Source organism: Butyrivibrio fibrisolvens, from assembly GCF_037113525.1.
Taxonomy (GTDB): Bacteria; Bacillota; Clostridia; order Lachnospirales; family Lachnospiraceae; genus Butyrivibrio; species Butyrivibrio fibrisolvens.
This window is the reverse complement of sequence record NZ_CP146963.1, coordinates 2,531,405-2,555,017: the sequence shown is the minus strand read 5'-3', so window position 1 is coordinate 2,555,017 and position 23,613 is coordinate 2,531,405. Positions and strand designations below refer to the sequence as shown.

The following is a 23,613-nucleotide window of genomic DNA, read 5'->3' as shown; positions in this document are numbered from 1 at the left end:
ATATGAAAAAAATTTTCTTAGTTGATGACTCTGCACTTATGAGAAGCGTTCTCAGTGATATCATTAATTCAGATTCAAAATTTCATGTGGAAGCTACCGCAAGAGACGGTGTTGAAGCGCTTGAAATGCTGAGGCAGTCCAACTCTTATGATGTCATGGTTCTCGACGTTAACATGCCTAAGATGAACGGAATTGAGCTTCTTCAGAAATTGAACGAAGAAAAGATCAGAATACGCACTATGATGGCTTCTACGGATACCATGGAAGGTGCGAAGGTCACAATGGATGCTCTGGATCTTGGAGCTATAGACTTCGTTCATAAACCTGACAGAGCTTCTGCCTGCAAAGGAGAGGATTTCACCAAGGAATTTCTTTCAACCCTTTGGAGCGTAAGCATTTCAAAGCTGCCTACTATCGTAAGTGTTAATAAAACTGAAAAACCCGCCGATAAAAAAATTGATAAGCAGATCATGCAGGCTGTTCAGAAAAGTACAGCCAGCATATCAGGCAATAAGATCGTCGCTATAGCTTCTTCTACAGGCGGTCCTAGAGCCCTTCAGGCGGTTATACCAAAGCTTCCAAAAAATCTCAAAGCACCAGTTGTTTTGGTGCAGCATATGCCGGTCGGTTTCACGGCTTCCCTTGCTGCTCGTCTTGACTCTCTTTCTGAGATATCAGTCAAGGAAGCAGCAGAAGGTGATGAGCTTCAGAAAGGAACCGTATACATCGCCAAGGGCGGTGTACATATGCACATAGAGAAGAATCCTTCCGGTAAGCTGGTTATCCATTTTAAAGATGGTCCTACAAGAGAAGGCGTTAAACCAAGTGCCAACTTCATGTACGAATCACTTGCAAACTCACCTTATGATGAAGTTGTATGTGTAGTCATGACAGGAATGGGTGCTGATGGCACAGAAGGAATCAAGAACCTTAAAGCTAGTAAAAAAGTGCATGTTATCTCACAGGATGAAGAATCCTGTACAGTTTATGGTATGCCCAGAGCTGTAGCAACTGCCGGATTATCCAATCAGGTAGTATCGCTGGATAAGATCGCACAGGAAATAGTAATGAATGTAGGGGTGAGTTAGAAAGCGAAGCTTTCTAACTCTGGACATGAGAACTGGGTTCTCATGTCCGGAGGAGTTATAGCACGAAGTGCTATAACTCCCGACTTTGTTAAGAAATCACGCCTACATTCCGGTTATTAACTCTTCAAGGAGGGTAATAAAACATGGATACTTCCCAATATCTAGGCGTGTTTCTTGATGAAGCTAAGGAACATATCCAGACTCTGAACGATGCTATTATGACTCTGGAAGATGATCCTACCAACGAAGATTGTGTCAATGAGATATTCCGTTCGGCACATTCCATGAAGGGTATGGCAGGAACCATGGGCTATAAGCGCATGCAGCAGCTGACCCATGACATGGAAGATGTATTTTCTGATGTGCGTAATGGTACTTTAAAAGTTGACACACATATGACTGATACCCTGTTCAAATGCCTTGACGCGGTTCAGGAATATGTTGATAATATCGAATCTTCACAGGATGAAGGTACGGAAGAAAATGCAGACCTTATTCAGGCTCTTGCAGATATTCGTGCCGGCAAGTCTGGCGGAGGAGGCGGGGCAGCACCCGCATCAGCGCCTGCAGCACCTGCAGCAGAAGGCGCACCCGCAGCTGCAGCACCTGCTTCTTCAGCAGAACCTGCAGTTCCTCATGGTGATTGGCATCTTATTCCTCTTGATGATACAGCCAAAGAGGCTATCAAAAAGGGTATTGCTGACAGCCGTAAGGTATTTGGTCTTACGGTCAAGATTCAGGATACCTGTCTGTTAAAAGCTGCCAGAGCTTTCCTTGTAGTTAAAGGTCTGGAAGATATCGGCGAAGTTGTTGCTTCTGACCCCAGCAATCAGGATATCGAAGATGAGAAATTTGATTTTGTTTTCTCACTTATTGTTATTACTGATACTGAGGATGTCGAGAAAGTTTCAGAAATCGCCAAGAATGTATCTGAAATTGAATCGGTTGAAATAGGTGAATTTGATCCTGATGCACCTGCTCCTGCACCAGCAGCAGAAAACGCACCTGCAGCAGCGGCTCCGGCACCAGCAGCTCCGGCGGCACCTGCTCCTGCACCTGCACCTGCAGCCGCAGCTCCGGCACCAGCGCCTGCAGCAAAGCCTGCTGAAGCTGGCAAAGCTGCTGATGCTAAGAAACCTGCAGGAAAGCCTGTTGTATCAAGAACAATTCGTGTTGATACAGAAAAGCTCGATTCCCTTATGAACCAGGTATCAGAGCTTATCATTGCAAAGAACTCACTTATCTCTGCAACTGAGTCAGCAGGAATTCAGAACAGTAATGTTACTGAACAGATAGAATATCTTGAATCAGTAACAACCAACCTTCATGAATCAGTCATGAAAGTTCGAATGGTTCCTATCGAATCAGTACTTCAGAAGTTCCCTCGTATGATCAGAGATCTTACAAAGGCTCTTGGTAAGAAGATGGAACTGACCATGACCGGTGAAGAGACAGAAATGGACCGTACCGTTGTTGATGAGATCGGTGATCCTTTGATGCACCTTCTCAGAAACAGTGCCGACCATGGTATCGAAGATTCTGAGACAAGACTTGCCCGTGGCAAGGATGAGACAGGACAAATTTTCCTTCATGCTTATCAGGATGGTAACTCAGTTGTTATCGAGGTTGGTGATGATGGTAATGGTATAGATGCCAACATAGTAAGAAATAAGGCTGTTGAAAAGGGTATCATGACCCGTGAAGAAGCTGATGTTCTTACAGAGCAGCAGGCGGTAGAACTTCTTTTCCATCCTGGATTCTCAACTGCCAAGCAGGTTTCCGAGATTTCAGGCCGAGGCGTTGGTCTTGATGTTGTTAAGAGTAAGGTTGAATCTCTCTCCGGTACAGTAACAGTAAATACTAAGCTCGGAGAAGGATCCACATGGATCATAAGACTTCCTCTTACACTTGCTATCATCCAGGGTCTCATGGTTGAAGTTGGTGGCGAAAAATATGCTATTCCGCTTGATTCCATTCAGTCTATTGAAAATGTTCCTGTATCGGATATCAAGTTTGTATCAAATAAAGAGGTTATTAACCTCCGTGGTAGTGTAACAAGACTTATCAGAATGAATGAAGTTCTTGATAATGAGTCTACAAATGATCCTAACGAAGACATGATCGTAGTTATCACCAAACGCGGTGATCAGCAGGTTGGTCTCGTTATTGATAAACTTGAGGGTCAGCTGGAGATCGTTATCAAACCTCTTGGCAAGTACATGACGAAGTGTAAGTTCATAAGCGGCGCTACAATCCTTGGCGATGGCGAAATTGCACTCATTCTTGATACCAATCAGATAGGAGGGTGAGTTTGAAAATGTGATTTCAAACTCTGGAAGTGGTGTCGCGAGCTCCATCACTTCCAACCATTAGCCTCTCGTTTCACTCGCGGCATGAGGTTAAATCATGGATGCACTTAGAGATACCCAAGATATAGGTGAAATCGTTCAATATATCATCATCAAGCTTGCTGACGAGCAGTATGGTATCGATATCAAGTATATCGATAATATAGTCAGGATGCAGAATATTACAAGAGTTCCTAAAGTTGATGACTACTTCAGAGGCGTCCTTAATATCCGAGGCGTTATCGTTCCTGTAATGAGTATCCGTATTCTCATGGGAATGGAAGAAGATGTTATCACCAACAAGAGCCGTATCATTATCCTTAAGATCGGCGAAGAAGGCGAACTTCTTGGAATAATCGTAGATCAGGTTAATCAAGTACTTAATATCGGCTCACGCAACATCGATAAGCTTTCCTTTGATGAAAAGACCAAGAAGACCAACGGTAAGTTCATCTCCGGTGTAGGAAAGTACGAAGGCGGACTGGTATCAATCCTTGATCTGACTGCCCTTGATCCTGAACAGGCAAAAGAAAAGAAAGAATAACGATATAATATTAAAATTAAAATGAAAATGTGATACTATATAAAGAGAGATATTTTTATCTCTCTTTATATAGTACATGGGAGTTCATAGGAGTTCATAGGAGTTCATAAATGAACTCCGTACATCTAAACATAGTTTAGATGTACATATTTGGTTTACTTTTATTTTAATGTAAAAACGGTGGTTTTAGATGTGTTAGTTACATCCTAGGTTTTTATAGCAGGAGGGTATATTTTGGCTGATTTAAGTCTTGATGCTCTTTCCGAGCAATACTATGATGTGCTTAAGGAACTTGGTAATATCGGAGCAGGTAATGCTACAACGGCACTGGCGCAGATGCTTGGTGCTAAAGTTGATATGTCAGTTCCCAGTGTAAAGCTTCTTGAGTTCAAAGATGTTGGTGACTGCATGGGTGGTGCGGACCAGATCATGGCCGGCATCTATCTTCGTATGGAAGGCGATGTTGATGGCTCTATCATGTTCCTTACAGGTCAGAAGGAAGCCAGATATCTTGCCAACAAACTTATTATGCAGGACAAGTCTGAGGACGAACCATTTGATGAAATGGAGCTTTCTGCGCTTAAAGAGATTGGTAATATCATTACCGGTTCTTATCTTAATTCCCTTGCAACAATGACAAATTTAAAGATGATCCCTTCAGTTCCGTATGTTGCTGTTGATATGGCAGGAGCTATTCTTTCTGTGCCTGCAATAGAATTCGGACTTATGGGAGATAAGCTTCTTCTTATAGAAAACAAATTTTCTGATGATGTTCAGATAAGTGGATATTTTATTCTTTTACCTGATATTGATGGATATAAAAAGATTTTGAGTTCCCTTGGAATAGATGTTTCAATGTTTGATTGATGCTTTTTTGAGTAATGAATTTGATCGAAGTATTTATAAGTCATAGTCATACATTTGATGAGGAATATGCATGGCTGCAATTATAAAGGTAGGAATGGCTGATCTGAATACGTGTAAGGCGCCGGATGGCATTACGACCCTTGGGCTTGGATCTTGTTGCGGTATTGCAATACGTGATCCTGTTACCAAGATTGGTGGACTGGCTCATATTATGCTTCCGGATTCTAACGAGATCAGAAATAATAACAATATACCGAAGTTTGCGGATACCGGAATCAGAGAGCTAGTAAAGCAAATGGAAGCACTTGGCGCATCAAAATCCAGGATGGTTGCCAAGATCGCAGGCGGTGCGACGATGTTTGCTTTCCAGTCGGCAAGCAACAGCATGCATGTCGGAGAGCGTAATGTAGCGGCATCACTTAAGGCCCTTAAAGAACTGAATATCAGAGTCCTTGCTCAGGATACGGGGCTTAATTTCGGACGAACAGTTATTTTTTATCCAGAGACAGGAGATTATGTAATAAGGGCTGTTGGCAAACCGGAGAAGATCATATGAGTGATGAGGATAATCTTGAAATTCAGGACGAAGAAGCGCAGGAAGGCGAAGCCGAAGAGTCTCAGGAGCTATTTGATGCTCATCCCGAAATGTGGAAGGATCCCCGGGTTGAAAACATTATCAGAGCTATAAGAAAAAATGAAAAAGCTAAACGTAAAACTGAGATCATCAAGGTAAATTATAAGGTTCTGATAGATCCTAAAACCAAGCTTATTGCTCCTTTTGTGACTTTGTTTGGGGCGGCTGTCATAGCAATATATACCTTTGTTAACGGTATGCCGACAGTAAGGTGGTTTATTGTTGTATGTGCCACTACAGTTCTTTTCCTTCTGTTTGGGTCTATCCTTCAGAATATGGTGGAAAAATATGAAGAAGAGGCTGTAAAGAAATGGATAGACAGAAGACTTGACTGGGAACGCCAAATGGATGAGGAAAGGGCAAGGCGTGAGGCAGAAGAACTTATAGCTCAGGCACAAGAGGCAGCTAAAAAACAAGAAGAGGACATTTTTTTCTAATATCAGTTTCATAGAAGTTATTCTTTAGATATATCGTGTGCTTTTAAAACTCGAACATGGGGGTAAGCTCTACATGGATGAAGCAGCAAGAATCAAGTTGTGGAAAGAATACGAAAATTCTAAACTTCCTGAAATAAGAGAAAAGCTGATACTTGAATATGCTCCACTGGTTAAGCTGGTTGCGGGCAGACTTTCAATGTATCTTGGTTTTAATGTCGAATATGATGACCTTGTTGGCTATGGCATATTTGGCCTTATTGATGCTATCGACAAGTTCGATACGTTGAAGGACGTTAAGTTTGAAACTTATGCGAGCCTTCGTATTCGTGGTGCGATCCTTGACCAGATCAGAAAGATGGACTGGATCCCGCGTACAATAAGAGACCGTCAGAAGAAGATAGATATCGCCATCAAGGAAGTCGAGGCTGAGAGCGGTCACGTTGCGACTGATGCTGAGATTGCCAAGAAGATGAATATAACCGAAGAGGAGTATCTTAACTGGCAGAGTCAGATGAAGGTCACAGGTGTCATTTCTCTTAACGAGTTTATGGAGCAGGGCTCTGATGTTCCTGAAGACCGCAATCACGGTGCCAGATTCGATAAGCCTGAAGAAGTTATAGAGAAGGCTGAGCTTAAGAAGATGCTTGGAGAAGCACTTGAACTGCTGACAGAAAAAGAGCGTAAGGTCATTCTTTTGTACTATTACGAAGAGCTTACATTAAAAGAAATCAGTAATATATTGGAAGTTTCAGAATCCAGAGTTTCTCAGCTTCATACAAGAGCACTTCAAAAGATGCGCGGCAAAATGGGCAAGTATATGGGTATCATTACAGATAGGGTCTAATGACATAGAAGTACATCCATGTACTTCTGGACATGTCTTGATTACATCCTGTAATCGTGAATAGAAGCTTCGGAGATTATGAATGAACGGATATTTTCAGCTTGTTATAGGTAAGGCCGGGACTGCTGTTAAGGTGTTTGGTGCAACTGACGGGGATCCTGAGATCACTACCGGTGAAATAACTGAATATCTGGACAGGAACAGGATAGGCTATGATGTCCTTGCTGTTAATGATGCGGTCAAAAAAATGGGCGGTGAACCTGTTTATTTTACCCAAAACAGGGCCAATCCTGTAAGAGAGCAATATAACATGATCATTTCCGAAGATCAGATGACTGTTGTGGTTCGTTTTTATCCTCCGTCTGAAAATGTTGCCGGCGAAGAGAATGGCCAGCTTACGGATTCCAAAGAGGTTATTGGCGATCTGGTCCTTAAAAAGATCAGATACGGCGTTGATAAAAATGCTATAGAAAGTTTTTTTACCAAAAGAGAATATTGTAAGGATTACGTTATCGCAAAGGGAAAGCTTCCCAGAGACGGTAGCGATGCTGTTATTGAATATAAATTCGGGACCAGCAGAAGGCCTCGTCCTACGCTTAATGCGGACGGTTCTGTTGATTATCACAGTCTTAATATCATTAACCACTGTAAGGAGGGAGATCTTCTTGCAGTACTTACGCCGGCAGACATGGGCGACTATGGAACCAGTGTCTATGGCAATCAGGTTAAACCAAAGGCTGTTAAGGTCAAGAGCCTTCACTATGGTCTGAATGTATGTATTTCAGAGGATAAGCTTACACTTACTGCTGAAAAGGCCGGTCATGTTTCGCTTCAGGACGGTAAGGTTGTTGTATCTAATGTTTTGAATCTGAAGAGCATTGATGTATCAACCGGTAATATTGACTATGATGGCAGTGTTATGGTTTCTGGCAATATTGCTTCAGGCTTTAATGTTAAAGCCGGTGGCAATATAGAGGTTAAGGGCACGATCGAAGGTGCTGTACTTGAAGCCGGAGCTGACATTATCATGGAAAGAGGTATCAACGGCGCAGGCGGCGGCACTATCAAGGCCGGTGGCAACGTTGTTACTAAATTTATAGAAAATGCGAATGTTATCGCAGGCGGAAGTGTTAATGCCGAATCGATACTTCATTCAGATGTACAGGCAGGAACAGAAGTCAATGTAACAGGTCATAAGGGCTTTATAGTCGGCGGACATGTTGTCGCAGGCGAGAAAGTAAGCGTCATAACAGTAGGCGGTGAGATGGGAACCACAACAAGAATTGATGTTGGCGTTGATCCTACTCTCAAGGCCAAGATAAGAGGCCTTATGACAGAGATTGGCGAATCCAATAAAAACCTTCAGCAGATAAAGCCTACAGTTGAAGGTATAGTCAAAAAGCTTCAGGCAGGAGTTGTCCTTAGTCCTGACCAGGCGGCATACGCCAAGAAGCTTATGGCTATGAAGACGCAGCTTGAAAATGATATCAATGATAAATCAGAGAATCTGATGGAACTTCAGGATAAACTTGCAGACAGCCATGATGCCTTTGTAAGGGTTGAGGGAATTTGTAATGCTGGAACCATCATAACAATTGGGGAATTGTCAATGACGGTTAGTAAACCTGTTAAGTTCAGTAAATTCGTGGAAAAAGAGGGAGATGTCAGAGTAGCACCGCTTGATTAAATGGGAGCTTTTTGATCAGCATCATGTTCATATCATAAATTTATGCTTGGGTTATGCCTTTGTGTATCCATAAACAAAGGTAAGGAGGACTGGATGGGAATTGGCGTAGTTATATTACTTGTAGGCGGTGTTATCGCGATCGTTCTTGGATTTATCCTTCCTGTTGGTAAGGACCTTGAAAAGGATGATAAAAAAGCAATGGAATCAGCCGTAGCACAGGCTGTTCATAATTCTATTGAAAAATCCCACGATAAAATCCAAAGAGAAATAGATGATACGATCGAGGAGTCTCTTCTTAAAACGGAGAGGGGCCTGGATCGTATTACCAATGAGAAAATGAGCGCTATCAGTGAGTATGCAGATACTGTCATGAACGATATTCATAAAAACCATGATGAAGTCATGTTCATGTATGACATGCTCAATGATAAGCAAAAGAATCTCACATCTACTGTATCTGAAGCTGAAAAGACGCAGGAACAGGCGCTCCAGACAGTTCGTGATGCAGAGATCACCGCAAGAGCAGCAAGAGAAGCGGCAACCAAAGTCAGCATGATGGCTCACGGCATAAATCCCGGATCTGCCAACATCGCTCCGCCTGATTCTAATTCACCTGCAGGATTCTATGATGCTGCAACACCTCCTGTTTCTTTTCACAATGCAGCAGCCACTAATTTCTTTGAGAATCTTGGAATCGATGGCTACGAGCTTGACGGCACTGTAAGCGGAATTCAGCAGGCCAAAGCCGCCATGGAAAAAAATAACAGAAAACCGCAGAGCTCTGTATTTGGAGACGTTAGAGCAGGTAAATCGGCTCCAGGAACAGATCAGAATATATTCGACGGTATAGACGCCAAGAGCTCCGGATTTGCTCCTCTTGGAGCCAGTGAACATCTTTCGAGCGAAGATCTCGACCAGCAGTTTGCAAGGGTATTTGGAAGCCCTGAAAAGACAGAGGATGATTTCAGTGCCCTTACTGATGAGATGGAAGCAGTAAGGGCAATAGCAGCTGCAGCATCAGATCCCGTATCTGATAAGGTTATTCCGATAAGTGACGGACAGCGCGCATCCAGAGAAGATGATGAAATAAGCGAACAGAACCGTCAGAACAATAAAATAATGGAGATGCACGAAGCCGGCAAATCAAATATTGCAATAGCAAGAGAACTTGGACTTGGTGTTGGCGAAGTAGGACTTGTAATAGAACTTGCACAGAAGAATCGCAGAAAAAGACAGATTTGAGTTTGGTGACAGCCTGAAAGGGGGAGCATGAAACTAAAATTATATTTGCGAGGTCTTGGAATAGGTCTTTTGATCGGAGCTTTGGCGCTTCTTATATTTGGAGGCGTTAATGTGGGAAGTGGAACTGATTCTACATCTGACAGTTCTACTGTTGGACTTGTGACGCCTGTGGAGAATCCTAATGAAAACGAAGAAATCGAAGGCACGCTTTACGCTACTGCGTATCCTCTGGAAACATCTTCCTCTGAGGAAAAGAGCAGTGAAGTATCTGAAGAAGGAAAAGAAGCATCTAAAACGATCGACGAAGAACTCACTTCGACAAGTGACACTGTTCCGGAAGAAACTGACGAGACTCAGGAAGCAATATCGCAGGCTCTCGCAAAATCCACCGATGCGCAGCAGAGTTCAGAGACAGCTGAAGATGCTTCAAAGGATGCCACAACAAAGATAGAAGTTGAAGATGGCGAAGCATTTGCGGTTACTGATGAATCTGATACCAAAAAAGATGAATCAGAAACTGATACAGCTAAGAATACGGATACAACTCCATCCGAAGCAGACACTGCTACAAATGAAACAGATACAGGATCTGCTACGCCAACTGCCCAGGACACTACAGACGATACGACCACAGAAGCTGCCACGGGTCAGTCAGTTGTAGTCCAGATACCAGGTGGAAGCGATTCAGCCTCTGTATGCAGGGTATTACAAAATGCAGGAGCTATAGACGATGCTTCAGCCTTTGATGCATACCTCGTATCAAGAGGATTGGACAGATACATACGTTCCGGAACCTACTATATTACAGCAGGTTCTTCTTATGAAGATATAGCAAAGCTCATCACCGGAAGGTGATGAGCTTTTTTCTGAATTATTTTTGTAAAATGGCAGCAAAGGGTTCTTTATTGTTATTAACTGTATTTTTTTAATAAAAAGCCTTGCGCTTTCTGAGTTTGTATGGTATTGTAGTAGAGCTGTGGAAATTTATAGGGATATTTATGTCCTTAGATATTTCTACTATAACAAATCAATCACGTATGTCTGTTCTTCGTTCGGGTGCTGCATTGCAGTTGAACGAAGGTCTCTCCCGAGTGTTAACGCCGCTTGGGGCCAAAGAGTGAGGACGTACGGAAGAATAACCAAATGGAGGTAATATCATGAGCGTTGTTACAATGAAACAGTTACTTGAGGCAGGTGTACACTTCGGACACCAGACAAGAAGATGGAACCCTAAGATGGCTCCTTACATCTTCACAGAGAGAAACAACATCCACATTATCGATCTTCAGAAGTCAGTTGGTAAGGTTGATGAAGCTTACAAGGCAATCTTCGAGATCGCTGAGCAGGGCGGTACAGTTCTTTTCGTAGGTACTAAGAAGCAGGCTCAGGATGCTGTTAAGGAAGAGGCTCTTCGTTGCGGTATGTACTATGTTAACGAGAGATGGCTCGGCGGTATGCTTACAAACTTCACAACAATCCAGTCAAGAATTCAGCGCATGAAAGATATCGAGAGAATGCAGGCTGATGGAACATTCGAAGTTCTTCCTAAGAAGGAAGTTGCTGGTCTCAAGAAGGAACTTGATAAGCTTCAGAGAAACATCGGCGGTATCCGCGATATGAAGAGAATCCCTGATGCAATCTTCGTAGTAGATCCTAAGAAGGAACACATCTGTATCCAGGAAGCTCACGCACTTGGAATCACACTTGTTGGTATTTGTGATACAAACTGCGATCCTGAAGAGCTTGATTACATCATTCCTGGTAACGATGATGCTATTCGTGCCGTTAAGCTTCTTGTTGGTAAGATGGCAGATGCTGTTATCGAAGCTAACCAGGGTGCTGAAGTTGAAGCTCCAGTAGCTGAAGAAGTTTCAGAAGACGCTGAATAATTTATAAAACTTAAGTTTAAACCCGCTGTCTCTCGGCGGCGGGTTTGAACATTATCTGAGAGAAGGAGAATAAAACAATGGCAGCTATTACAGCAGCAATGGTAAAAGAATTACGTGAATCAACAGGCGCAGGAATGATGGAGTGCAAAAAGGCTCTTGCTGCTTCTGATGGAGATATGGATGCAGCAGTTGAGTTCCTCAGAAAGAACGGTCAGGCTAAGGCTGAGAAGAAGGCTAGCCGTATCGCAGCTGAGGGTCTTACAGCAGTAGCTGTTAAGGATGAGAAGACTGCAGCAGTTGTTGAAGTTAACTCTGAGACAGACTTCGTTGCTAAGAACGAGAAGTTCCAGGCATTCGTTAATGCAGTAGCTACACAGGCAGTTAATTCTGATTCTGCAGACCTTGATTCTTTCATGAACGAGGCGTGGAATGAGGATTCCAGCAAGACTGTTAAGGAAGCTCTCGTAGAGATCACAGCAGTTATCTCTGAGAAGATCGATATCCGTCGTTTCCAGAAGCTTACAGCTTCTGAAGGTATCGTTGTACCTTATGTACACGGTGGCGGACGTATCTCTGTTCTTGTAGAAGCTAAGACAGACGTTGTTAACGATGCTATCAAAGAAGCTCTTCACAACGTTGCTATGCAGGTTGCAGCTCTTGCTCCTAAGTATGTAGATATGAACGATGTTCCTGAAGAATACAAAGAGCATGAGAAGGAGATCCTTCTTGCTCAGGCTACAAAGGAAAACGAGGAACTTCCTGAAGAGAAGAGAAAGCCTCAGCAGATCCTTGAGAAGATGCTTGTTGGTCGTCTTAACAAAGAGCTTAAAGAAATCTGCCTTAACGAGCAGGTTTATGTAAAGGCTGAAGATGGCAAGCAGACAGTAGCTCAGTATATCGCACAGGTTGCTAAGGCAAACAGCGCTGATCTTACTATCAAGAGCTTCGTTCGTTTTGAGACAGGCGAAGGCATTGAGAAGAAGCAGGATAACTTTGCAGAAGAAGTTATGGCTCAGGCTGGACTTAAATAATCAAAACTTTGTTTATCAAGGCTCCGGTTTACCGGAGCCTTTTTCTATCTATGGGGCAATCAAAGGACGTGATTTGTACATTTTTAGAATTACATGGATGCAATTCTATGTACTCTCTATATTGTACGTTGCCCTAATTTAATAAATGAGTTAAAATATTATATGCGCTAATGGATTTTACTTGGCAGCATGGTATTGAAAAGAGGATTTAGAAATGGCACAGCCAGTTTCTATTAAGGGGACAAAGTCTGGTATCATTCTGGTACTCGATGAAACAATTCCTTTTATACAATTAAAAGAGTTAATAGAACAGAAATTTGCAGAGGCATCTGCTTTTCTTGGTAATTCAAGCATGGGCCTTTTGGTTAGAGGTCGCAGACTTTCAGAAGCAGAAGAGGCTGAGGTTCTTGATATTATTTCAAGAACAACAAAACTCAGGATCGTATGTATTCTTGATGAGGATCATCCTCTTGATACAGCTTTTGCAAAGATGGTATCAGGAGCAGGCTCTGTAGAGACTGCAGCTAAAGAGCAGATACAGCCGCAGGCAATTAAGCCGCAGCTTTCAAACGAAGAAAGACAGCAGCTTATGGACCAGGCCTACAATGAAGCTTATCAGGCTGCATTTGAGCAGATAGGCGATGCTAATGCCAGGATTCATGTTGGTAACATTCGTTCGGGACAGGAGATAATATCACAGCATTCTATTATTGTTTTTGGCGATGTTAATCCCGGAGGAAGCATTGTCTCCGCAGGTTGTATCTTTGTATTTGGAGCATTGAAAGGTAATGCATTTGCAGGCGCTACAGGAGATCAGAATGCTTTTGTAGTAGCTACAGATTTTAAACCTTTGCAGGTCAGGATCGCAGATGCGATTGCAGTTTCAGAAGAGGAATCTTCATCTAAATCAAAAGGATTTCTTAGAAGAAAAGCAAGCCGAAGCGTTGTTCCGGGACCTGAAGTTGCCTACACATATCAGGGCGCGATCGCAAGATCTGAATTTAACAATAAATATCTTAGAAGTAATCAGTTTTTCAAATAATAAGTTAATAAAATCACACGATTTTAATAAATAATTTTCTTTGGAGGAAGGCTACAATGGGAGAAGTTATAGTTGTTACATCTGGTAAGGGAGGCGTAGGTAAGACTACTACTACTGCCAATCTCGGTACCGGTCTTTCATTACTTAACAAGAAAGTAGTTCTGGTTGATACAGATATAGGTCTTCGTAACCTTGATGTTGTACTCGGACTTGAGAACCGCATAGTTTACAATCTTGTTGATGTTGTTGAAGGTAATTGCAAACTTGCACAGGCTCTTATCAAAAATAAGGATAATGCAAATCTGTATCTTATTGCAGCTGCACAGCAGAGAGATAAGAATGCAGTTAATGAAGAGCAGATGAAGAAGCTTACAGCAGAGCTTAAAGAGCAGTTTGATTATGTTATCATTGACTGTCCTGCAGGTATTGAGCAGGGATTTAAAAATGCCATCGCAGGCGCTGACAAGGCAGTAGTTGTTACTACACCTGAAGTATCAGCCGTTCGTGATGCAGACAGAATCATCGGACTTCTTGAAGCCAATGAGATGAAGGATTCACAGCTTGTTGTTAACAGATTAAGACCTGATATGGTTAAGCGTGGCGATATGATGAGCGCAGATGACGTTGTTGAGGTTCTTGCGGTTAATCTTCTTGGAATCGTTCCTGACGATGAAGATGTGGTTGTTGCTACTAACAGAGGTATACCGCTTGCAGGAAACGGCAAGTCACTTGCAGGTCAGGCATATATGAATATCTGCAGACGTTTGAATGGAGAACAGGTTCCTTTCCTTGATCTTGATACTAAAAAAGGATTCTTCAGCAAATTATTCAGTAAATAAAAACTACCAGGCGGAAGGGGAGACGTACAATGAAACTGTCAGATTTGTTCAAAAAGAAAAGTTCAGGTGATGTTGCAAAAGACAGACTTAAGATGGTTCTTGTCTCTGATCGTGCTAATTGCTCACCTGAAATAATGGAACGTATTAAGAGCGATATTCTTGAAGTGCTTTCCAAGTATGCTGAGGTAGACAAAGACCAGTTAGATATTCACATTACTCAGATGGAAACAGATGAAAGCGGTACTAACTCAGTACCTGCTTTGTATGCAAATATTCCGATCAGAAATATTCATCACACAGCAAAATAATGCACCAGGAAGGTTATTATGACAGGACTTACTGCACAGGAGGCGCAGGACAGATATATACGTGGCTATGGCAATACTCAGATTGATAATGCCCAGAAATCCACGAAAGATATCTTAAAAGAAAACATATTTACATATTTCAACCTGATCTTTACTGTGTTGGCGGTTTTACTTATAATCGCCGGCTCATACAGGTCGCTTACATTTTTACCGGTTGTTATTGCAAATACCCTTATCGGTATTTTTCAGGAGCTTAAGGCTAAGAAGGTTTTAGATAACCTCTCGGTTCTTAATACGCCTACTTGCCAGGTTTTAAGAGATGGTGAGGAGATAACAGTTCCGATTCAGAATCTGGTTATAGACGACGTGATAGTTCTAAGAAGCGGCGTACAGATTCCGGCTGATGCAATAGTTATATCCGGTGAAGTCAATGTAAACGAGGCACTTCTTACAGGCGAGGCGGACGAGATCAATAAAAAAGTTGACAGCGAACTTATGAGTGGTAGTTTTGTTGTCAATGGACTTTGTTATGCACGTCTTATTCGTGTTGGCGAGAAATCCTATATATCACAGCTTACCCTTCGTGCCAAGAAGATGAAAGCCGGTGAGCAGTCAGAGATGATCAAGTCCATAAACAGGATAGTCATTTTCTCAGGTATTGCCATTATTCCTGTGGGCGTAACGCTCATGTGGCAGTCTCTTGCTCTTGGCAATAACTTTAGCGAAAGCATAGTTTCTATGGTTGCCGCAGTTATTGGTATGATTCCTGAAGGCATGTACCTTCTTGTGAGTCTTGCCCTTGCCATGAGTGCTGTAAGACTTGGTATGAATCAGGTCATGCTTCATGACATGAAGAGTACAGAGACGCTTGCGAGGGTAGATGTCCTTTGCGTTGATAAGACTGGTACTATCACCGACAACTCAATGCTTGTATGTGACATCATTCCTGCAGAAGGAAGAAGTGAAGAGCAGCAGACACAGGATCGTATCCGAATGTCGGAATACATAGAAGCCCTTCCTGATGACAATATGACTATGAAGGCGCTGGCGGATTATTTCCCGTCAATGGGAGCCAGAGGATGTGTTTCTAATCTGCCATTTTCATCAGTCAGAAAGTATTCCGGTGTTCAGTTTGATGACAAGACCTATGTTCTTGGCGCTCCTGATATAATCCTTCAAAAGGATTATGAGAAGTACAAGCCACTTGTTAATGAATATGCAGGTAAGGGACTCAGAGTTATAGTTTTTGCTGAATACTCTGATGAAGAGTCATCTGTTCCTGTTCCTGAAAACGGAACCGGAGATGGCAACGTTACTCCTGTAATGTTCGTTCTTTTACAGAATCCGCTTAGAGAGAATGCGGCTGAAACCTTTGCTTATTTCAGAAAACAGGGAGTTGAAGTTAAAGTTATATCAGGTGATAACCCTGTGACTGTCTCAGAGGTTGCAAGACAGGCCGGAATCGAAGGGGCAGAGAAATATGTAGATGTTCGCCCTCTTAACGATGAGATGCTCTTTGAAGCCGCAGACAAGTATACAGTATTTGGAAGAGTTCAGCCTGAGCAAAAGCAAAAGCTTGTTAAAGCTCTTCAAAAAGCCGGTCATAAAGTTGCCATGACCGGTGACGGTGTTAACGATATTCTTGCAATGAAGGATGCAGACTGTTCTATAGCTATGGCGGCAGGTTCAGAAGCAGCCATGCAGGCTGCACAGGTAGTCCTTCTTGATTCTGACTTCTCACACATGAAGCAGATAGTGTCTGAAGGTAGAAGAGATATCAACAATATCACAAGATCAGCTACACTGTTCCTTGTTAAGAATATTTTTTCACTATTGTTATCGATATTCGCTATTGTCAGCCTGATGACATATCCACTTCAGGCTTCGCAGGTAACATTTATCAGTATGTTTAATATTGGTATTCCTGCTTTCTTCTTTGCTCTTGAAGATAATACCAAGAGAAGCAGCGGATCATTTTTGATCCATGTCATGATGAAAGCTCTTCCTGCGGCTATCACCGACTTTTTGGCTATCGCAACTCTGGTAATATTTGGCGAGACTTTTGGTGTTTCAACCGAGGATATTTCAGTTGCGGCAACCTTTGTAATGACAATTGTCGGTTTTATGATACTTATCCATATAAGCTCACCTATGAATAAATTCCGCACAAGAGTTATATTTGGGTGTATTATAGGAATGGTATTTGCAGCAATTGTATTTAGTGATCTGTTCGCAATTACGTATGTATCTAAAGAGTGTGTAATGCTCTTTGCACTTTTTGTAATTGCCACAGAGCCATGTATGCGCTATCTTACAAAGCTGTGTGAGTGGATAGAAAACAAATACAAAAATAGGAAAAGGAAGTCATAAAAATGTCGGAAGAAAAGAAATATGATTCATTAAAACTTGAGAATCAGCTTTGTTTTCCACTTTACGCTTGTTCAAAAGAAATAGTAAGGTCGTATAAACCTTTCTTGGACAAAATTGATCTGACTTATACACAATATATTACAATGATGGTTCTTTGGGAAAAGAAGAAGGTCAATGTAAAAACCCTCGGAAAGTGTCTTTTCCTTGATTCAGGTACGCTTACACCTGTACTTAAAAAACTTGAAGCAAAAGGTTATATAAACAGAGAGCGTAATGCAGCTGATGAAAGAAATCTTGAAGTGACAATCACTCCAGCAGGAGAAAAGCTCAGGGATGAAGCCCTTTGCATTCCTGAAAATATGGGCTCTTGTGTAAAATTAACCCAGGAGGAAGCTCAAGTTCTATATAAATTACTATACAAAGTTATAGGAAATATTAGAGAAGATTAATTTTTGCTTTATTTAATTAAAAGATATCTTGTGATATACTGTTAAAAAGTTTTTCACAAGAATATTGAAAGGTTTTAGGCCGAAGGGGACGGCAGGTATTTATATGAAGTTTAATCGCGTTGATGATACACGTGTTGAATGTATTATTTCGGAGGAAGATCTGGAAGAGTATGGTATTGGTCTTCAGGATCTTCTGACCAAGAAAAAAGAGGCTATGGATTTTCTCAGGGAGATTATCGAAAAGGCTGAGGAAGAAGTTGACTATAAGCCAATGGAAGGCACTTGCATGCCAATGCAGGTTACAGTAACTCCTGATAATCGTATCTCTATCACTTTGAGCGAGGATCCGGATGGAACTATTCAGGATCTTCTTGAGAAGCTTACTCATGATGCAGGAATTCAGTTTCCTAAGAATTTCCTCGAAGAACTGGGCGATGCTCCTGAACAGGAGAGAATTGAAAGGATCAATCAGTATCTTCAGCACATTCACGAAGTTGAGACTGAGAAGCATGATATTATAAAGAATACATATCCCGGCAAGCATAATGCTGGAAACGGCCTTAATAAAAAGAATAATAGCGAGCGCCTTTCTCAGATCCGTGATAGTAAAAGAAAACGTAAATCTTTTGCTCTGGACAGACTTGAGTCTACAGGCTTTGTTTTTTCTTTCACTAATATGGCTGATATCATAAGATTTGCACATATGGTAACAGGCAGGATAAAGATGCAGACAAGCCTTTACAAGAATCCTAAGGATGACCTGTATTATCTGCATTTTGAAAAAGGTACTGACAGTGTGGCACATTTTGCTTCAGTATTTACTACTGCATATGAATTCGGCAATTTTGTAACAAGCAGCCCTATTTATATCGCTAATGTAGAAGAGAGCTATGAAGCTATTATAAAGACTAAGGCTGTTGATACACTCAGAAGCTTTAGCGCATGATACATGATTTCCTGATTTTCTTTTAGAGACTTGGGAAATTGTTTATATGTTTTGATTATTGAATTGAATGGAGATTTTTATGAGTCATAAAGACGAGAGCGAGCAGGTTAGGCTTAATAAGTATATAGCGCAGTGCGGCATTTGCTCTCGCAGAGATGCTGACAAGATCATCGACGAGGGTCGAGTATCTGTTAATGGGCAGCCAGCTCTTGCTGGTACCAAAGTTAACCCTGGAGATGTAGTAAAGATTGATGGCAAGAGAATCAAACTTGTAAGCGAGACCAAAGTATATGCATATTATAAGCCGGAAGGTGTTGTCTGCACGCAGCGTGATGCTCATGCAAAGCGTACTGTGGCAAGTGAAGTCAAGACTCCGGTAAAGGTTAATTACGCAGGACGATTGGATGCTAATTCAAGCGGACTGCTTATTTTATCCAATGATGGCGAGCTCATCAACAGAATGATGAAGTCTGCTAATGATCATGAGAAGGAATACGTTGTAAGAGTCGATAAGGAAGTCAACGGAGCCTTCCTTCGTCAGATGGCAGGCGGAGTATACCTTGAGGATCTTGATGTTACTACCAAGAGATGTAAGGTTGTTAAGACAGGAAGAAATTCTTTCAGGATCATCCTTACTCAGGGTCTGAACAGACAGATCAGACGAATGTGTAAGGCGCTTGGCTACAACGTAAGAGAACTGATGCGTATCAGAGTTCTTAATATACAGCTTGGTGATATGAAGCCCGGCGAAGTAAGAGAGATTACAGGCAAAGATTTGTATACATTGTATTCAAAATGCGATCTCAGGAAAGAGTGATATTTCCTGGTTCAAATAGGTTCTTATAATTATTTAATATAATTCAAAATCCGCACTAGCTGCGGATTTTGTGATATCATGATATTTGATTTTATAATATTTTAAGTGAGGACATATAGTGGGAGAGACTAATTTAATACAAGAATACAAGAATCTGTGTGATACTATCAGATACCACATGGATTGTTACTATAATCAGGATGCTCCACAGATAAGTGATTATGAATACGATCAGCTTATGCTTCAGCTTAAGGCAGTTGAGAAAGAGCATCCTGAACTTATATCTGAGGATTCACCAACAAGAATCATCGGCGGCTCTGTAAAGAGAACTGCAGGCGTTACTGTAGAGCATGATGTTCCTATGCTCTCTATTCAGGACGTATTCACCAAAGAAGAAGTTCTTGAATGGGTTCACGACGTAAGAGCCATGCACCCTGACGTTCGCTTCTGTGTAGAGCACAAGATCGACGGACTTTCAATGAGTATCAGATATGAGAATGGCAAGCTTTCTCTTGCAGAGACAAGAGGCGACGGTCTTATAGGTGAAGATGTTACTTCTAATGCCCTTGTAATACCGGACGTTGTCAGAAGCATCTCATCTGACTTTAATTCCCTTGAAGTTCGCGGTGAAGTATATATGAGCCACGAAGACTTTGATAAGACCAACAGGATTCAGGAAGCTCATGGCAAAAAAACTTTTGCCAATCCAAGAAACTGCGCAGCAGGAACTCTTCGCCAGCTTGATAGTGGAATGGTAAGAGAACGTGGCCTTTCAATGTTTATTTTTAATATACAAAGATCTGATCCGCAGATAGCTTCTCATTCAGAAGGCCTTGAAAAGCTTAAAGCCATGAAGATGGCAGTGGTTCCGTCAACGGTTTGCACAACAGATGATGAGATACTGGCTAGAATTGATGCAATAGGAGAATCCAGAGGAACACTTCCTTACGATATCGACGGAGCAGTTATCAAGATAGACCAGATCGCTTACAGAGACGATTTCCCGGCAGGATCCAAGTATTCAAGCGGACATATAGCTTATAAGTATCCACCTGAAGAAAAGGAAGCTGTGATCAAGGACATAGAGCTTTCTGTAGGTATGACAGGAAGAGTCAATCCGACAGCAGTATTTTCAGAAGTAAGGCTCTGCGGAACAACAGTTTCAAGAGCAACTCTTCACAATCAGGATTTTATCGACAATCTTGGAATAGGAATAGGTCGCACTGTACTTGTTTATAAGTCAGGTGAGATCATCCCCAAGATCAGAAGCGTAGTTGCTGATAAGAACCCTGCAGATTCAGTTACATTCAAGATCCCTGATATCTGCCCTGTATGCGGCGGCAAGGTAGTCAGAGAGCCTGATACAGCTGATATGGTATGTATTAACGACGATTGCCCTGCTAAGCTTGAGAGACGTATCATCAACTTCGTAGGTCGCGATGCTATGGATATCAAGGGCTTTGGTGAAGAATATATCAGAACCCTTATAGACAACGGTTATCTTCACGATATAGCCGATATATACCTTCTTAAGGATCATAGAACAGAACTCATAGAAAAAGGCCTTATAGGCAAGCAGAAGGGCACTGACAACGTTCTTAATGCAATTGAAGGGTCTAAATCAAATGAGCCTGCAAGACTCCTAACAGGACTTTCTATACCCAATGTAGGTAAGACTTCTTCAAAGACTATCATGAAAGCCTTTGACAGTATCGATGATCTGATGCATGCAAGAATCGATCAGCTTGTAGAAGTTCAGGATGTAGGAGAGACTACAGCTCTTTGCATTCATGACTTTTTCCATAAGGAGTCCAATATTAAGCTCCTTGAAAGACTTAAGGAATACGGCCTTACATTTGCAGCCGAAAAGACTGAAACTACAAGTGAACTTGCAGGCCAGACCTATGTTATAACGGGAAGCCTTGAGAAATTCGCTAATAGAGATGCAATGGTGGCCTTTATTGAAAACCATGGCGGAAGCGTATCAGGAAGCGTTTCCAAGAAGACTTATGCACTTATCAATAATGATATTACATCTAATTCAGGTAAGAACAAGAAGGCAAAGGAACTTGGAATACCGATCATTACTGAAGAAGAACTTCTTAGCAGAGTATCAGAATGATATTTTGAGAATTAGAAATTATTGTTGCTTTGAAGTTGGAAATTTGTATTTATTATGAGTTTCTTATTCCCGACATAGAAGTTCATCCATGAACTTCTAAACATGTCGTAACTACGTCCTGTAGTTTGAGTGATCCAATAATATATGGATTCTTGTTAATGTGAATAGAATCACGCTTGTATGATTCCAAGAATCTATTACGACATTTATATTTAGTGGAGAATCAGTTATGCCTATTAAGATACAAAATGATCTTCCTGCAAGGGAACAGCTTGAAAAAGAAAATATATTCGTTGTAGATGAAAACAGGGCTATGCACCAGGATATCAGACCCCTTTCAATCTGTATCCTTAATCTGATGCCGCTTAAAGAAGACACAGAACTTCAGCTTCTTAGATCTCTTTCAAATACGCCTCTTCAGATCGATGTGACATTTATGAGGGTAAGCTCTCATCAGGCGGGACATACATCTACAACCCACCTTAACAGCTTTTATAACACATTTGAGGAGCTTAAGGACAATCATTACGACGGTATGATCATTACAGGTGCGCCTGTGGAGCAGATGGACTTTGAAGAAGTGGATTACTGGGATGAACTCTGTGAGATCTTCGAATGGACCAAGAAGCACGTGACATCAACCTTCCACATCTGTTGGGGCGCACAGGCTGCTTGCTATTACCACTTTGGACTTAAGAAGATCCAGCTTCCTCAGAAGCTCTTCGGAATCTATGCTCATAAGGTTTCAAACAGAAAGGTTCCGCTTATAAGAGGATTCGACGACGTATTCTACATTCCGCACAGCAGATACACATCAGTCCCGATAGAGGATATTCATAACTGTAACAAGCTGATCGTACTTGCCCAGTCTTTTGAAGCAGGAGCAATGCTCTGTATGACCAAGGATGGCAAACAGATATTCAGCTTCGGTCATGCAGAATACGACCGTTACACACTTGATAGTGAGTATAAGCGTGATATTGGTAAGGGCCTTAGTACCCCCCTTCCAAGAAACTATTATCCGGACGATAATCCAAGCAATAAGCCAAGGCTTACCTGGAGAGCGCACTGCAACCTTCTGTATTCAAACTGGCTTAACTATTACGTATACCAGGCAACACCTTATAAATGGGGCCAGATCTTAGATGCAGAGAATATGGTCAAAGCATCCAAGGCACTTACAGAGAAGACGGATTAATACAATTAGTAATATTAAAAAGCTATGCAAAAATGATTCTCGATCATTCGGAGCATAGCTTTTTTATTATCATAAAAAAATGCTCTGCTAAAGATGTTTTAAAAATATATCTATCGTAAGACTTTATTTATCAGTATAGCCTATATTAAGACGATACCAGATGAAAATTAATTAACGGAATTACGTAAAAATCGTTTGAAAAACATACCTGAAAGATTTAAAATATATATATGGTGTTGTTTGAAAAATAAGATATGGTTTTAGCAATTCAGCTGTCGTAAGGTGTTGGAAGATACTGATGACACCTGCATCTTAGTATAAGAAAAGGAGATTTTATTATGGCTCTCAATCTTGAGGAGGAACAGGTAGAAAAGAAGGAAGTTAAAACCAGAAAGAAAACCAAAAAGACAAGGGAGCTCTTAGAAGAAGCGGATCGCCAGATGCAAGAGCTTCACAGACAGCGCGATGAATATGAAGAAGTTCTTGCTTCTTTGAATAAGCAATCTGATGACCTTGGTGAGAAGAATGCCAAAGGTCTTAAGGTTGAGCATGTGAAATTTGGAGAAGGCAAGGTTACTTCTCAGGATGGAAAGTATATAGAAGTTAAATTCGGTAAGGTTGTAAAGAAATTCGTACTTCCGGGCGCTATTGCAGAAAAACACCTTAAAGTAAGCGACGAGGAAATTCAGGAATATTACAACAAGAGTGATGATATACACAAACAGATTCTGAAAGTTCAGATGCAACTTCGTTCTACGGATTTTGCAATTGAACGTCAGGCTGATAATATTGAAAAGCTTAATCAGAAGGCTTGATAATCCTAAAGAAATACTTAAGATCACTAAAATAGAAGACATTATTATTTGAAGTCATAAGGGATGATTCGAAGTTAAGTAAAGAATTAAACTTTA

22 protein-coding genes are annotated in these 23,613 nt (G+C 41.5%); all 22 read left to right on the top strand.

Features of this window, described 5'->3' with window-relative positions; genetic code table 11:
* Positions 1 to 2: 2 nt before the first annotated feature.
* The 22 genes from WAA20_RS10705 (at position 3) to WAA20_RS10600 (ending at position 23,517) form a co-directional block, all read left to right on the top strand.
* Positions 3 to 1,088, top strand: coding sequence for a chemotaxis response regulator protein-glutamate methylesterase (locus tag WAA20_RS10705; protein ID WP_073387001.1), 1,086 nt, complete (start codon positions 3 to 5; stop codon positions 1,086 to 1,088).
* A 143-nt stretch (positions 1,089 to 1,231) separates the two neighbouring features.
* Entirely contained in the window at positions 1,232 to 3,397 is a 2,166-nt protein-coding gene (locus tag WAA20_RS10700) for a chemotaxis protein CheA (protein WP_073387000.1), read from the top strand.
* A gap of 97 nt (positions 3,398 to 3,494) precedes the next feature.
* A complete protein-coding gene (locus tag WAA20_RS10695) occupies positions 3,495 to 3,980 on the top strand; it encodes a chemotaxis protein CheW (protein WP_073386998.1) in 486 nt (161 codons plus the stop codon).
* Between the two features lie 234 nt (positions 3,981 to 4,214).
* Positions 4,215 to 4,847, top strand: coding sequence for a chemotaxis protein CheC (locus WAA20_RS10690; protein ID WP_073386997.1), 633 nt, complete (start codon positions 4,215 to 4,217; stop codon positions 4,845 to 4,847).
* 70 nt (positions 4,848 to 4,917) lie between these two features.
* Complete coding sequence (locus WAA20_RS10685; protein ID WP_073386995.1) at positions 4,918 to 5,403, top strand: chemotaxis protein CheD; 486 nt, start codon at positions 4,918 to 4,920, stop codon at positions 5,401 to 5,403.
* Positions 5,400 to 5,918 carry a hypothetical protein gene (locus tag WAA20_RS10680; protein ID WP_073386994.1) on the top strand — a complete coding sequence of 173 codons (519 nt, stop codon included), beginning with the start codon at positions 5,400 to 5,402 and terminating at the stop codon, positions 5,916 to 5,918. The genes WAA20_RS10685 and WAA20_RS10680 overlap by 4 nt, the downstream gene beginning before the upstream one ends.
* A 73-nt stretch (positions 5,919 to 5,991) precedes the next feature.
* Positions 5,992 to 6,762 (top strand): FliA/WhiG family RNA polymerase sigma factor, encoded by a 771-nt coding sequence (locus WAA20_RS10675; RefSeq protein ID WP_073386992.1) that lies wholly within the window; start codon positions 5,992 to 5,994, stop codon positions 6,760 to 6,762.
* 82 nt (positions 6,763 to 6,844) lie between these two features.
* On the top strand, positions 6,845 to 8,449 hold the full coding sequence (locus tag WAA20_RS10670; RefSeq protein ID WP_073386991.1) for a DUF342 domain-containing protein: 1,605 nt from the start codon (positions 6,845 to 6,847) through the stop codon (positions 8,447 to 8,449).
* Positions 8,450 to 8,542: 93 nt separating this feature from the next.
* Positions 8,543 to 9,691, top strand: coding sequence for a DUF6115 domain-containing protein (locus WAA20_RS10665; protein WP_073386989.1), 1,149 nt, complete (start codon positions 8,543 to 8,545; stop codon positions 9,689 to 9,691).
* Between the two features lie 27 nt (positions 9,692 to 9,718).
* Entirely contained in the window at positions 9,719 to 10,546 is an 828-nt protein-coding gene (locus WAA20_RS10660; protein WP_073386988.1) for a hypothetical protein, read from the top strand.
* A 302-nt stretch (positions 10,547 to 10,848) separates the two neighbouring features.
* The gene (gene rpsB / locus WAA20_RS10655) at positions 10,849 to 11,580 is read left to right on the top strand and encodes a 30S ribosomal protein S2 (RefSeq protein ID WP_073386987.1); all 732 of its coding nucleotides are present in this window, start codon (positions 10,849 to 10,851) and stop codon (positions 11,578 to 11,580) included.
* Between the two features lie 77 nt (positions 11,581 to 11,657).
* A complete protein-coding gene (gene tsf, locus WAA20_RS10650; protein WP_073386985.1) occupies positions 11,658 to 12,611 on the top strand; it encodes a translation elongation factor Ts in 954 nt (317 codons plus the stop codon).
* A gap of 214 nt (positions 12,612 to 12,825) precedes the next feature.
* Positions 12,826 to 13,653, top strand: a complete 828-nt coding sequence (locus tag WAA20_RS10645) for a septum site-determining protein MinC (protein WP_073386984.1) — start codon at positions 12,826 to 12,828, stop codon at positions 13,651 to 13,653.
* Positions 13,654 to 13,709: 56 nt separating this feature from the next.
* Entirely contained in the window at positions 13,710 to 14,492 is a 783-nt protein-coding gene (minD, locus tag WAA20_RS10640; protein ID WP_073386982.1) for a septum site-determining protein MinD, read from the top strand.
* A gap of 29 nt (positions 14,493 to 14,521) precedes the next feature.
* Complete coding sequence (gene minE, locus WAA20_RS10635; protein WP_073386981.1) at positions 14,522 to 14,800, top strand: cell division topological specificity factor MinE; 279 nt, start codon at positions 14,522 to 14,524, stop codon at positions 14,798 to 14,800.
* 18 nt (positions 14,801 to 14,818) lie between these two features.
* Positions 14,819 to 17,170, top strand: a complete 2,352-nt coding sequence (locus tag WAA20_RS10630; RefSeq protein ID WP_073386979.1) for a cation-translocating P-type ATPase — start codon at positions 14,819 to 14,821, stop codon at positions 17,168 to 17,170.
* Positions 17,171 to 17,172: 2 nt separating this feature from the next.
* Positions 17,173 to 17,619 (top strand): MarR family transcriptional regulator, encoded by a 447-nt coding sequence (locus WAA20_RS10625; RefSeq protein WP_073386978.1) that lies wholly within the window; start codon positions 17,173 to 17,175, stop codon positions 17,617 to 17,619.
* A 103-nt stretch (positions 17,620 to 17,722) separates the two neighbouring features.
* The gene (locus WAA20_RS10620; RefSeq protein WP_073386976.1) at positions 17,723 to 18,565 is read left to right on the top strand and encodes an adaptor protein MecA; all 843 of its coding nucleotides are present in this window, start codon (positions 17,723 to 17,725) and stop codon (positions 18,563 to 18,565) included.
* A gap of 79 nt (positions 18,566 to 18,644) precedes the next feature.
* Entirely contained in the window at positions 18,645 to 19,382 is a 738-nt protein-coding gene (locus WAA20_RS10615) for a pseudouridine synthase (protein ID WP_073386975.1), read from the top strand.
* A gap of 118 nt (positions 19,383 to 19,500) precedes the next feature.
* Positions 19,501 to 21,504 carry an NAD-dependent DNA ligase LigA gene (ligA, locus tag WAA20_RS10610; protein ID WP_278308443.1) on the top strand — a complete coding sequence of 668 codons (2,004 nt, stop codon included), beginning with the start codon at positions 19,501 to 19,503 and terminating at the stop codon, positions 21,502 to 21,504.
* A 229-nt stretch (positions 21,505 to 21,733) separates the two neighbouring features.
* A complete protein-coding gene (gene metA / locus WAA20_RS10605; RefSeq protein ID WP_073386973.1) occupies positions 21,734 to 22,702 on the top strand; it encodes a homoserine O-succinyltransferase in 969 nt (322 codons plus the stop codon).
* A 338-nt stretch (positions 22,703 to 23,040) separates the two neighbouring features.
* Entirely contained in the window at positions 23,041 to 23,517 is a 477-nt protein-coding gene (locus WAA20_RS10600; RefSeq protein WP_073386972.1) for a hypothetical protein, read from the top strand.
* Positions 23,518 to 23,613: the final 96 nt, after the last annotated feature.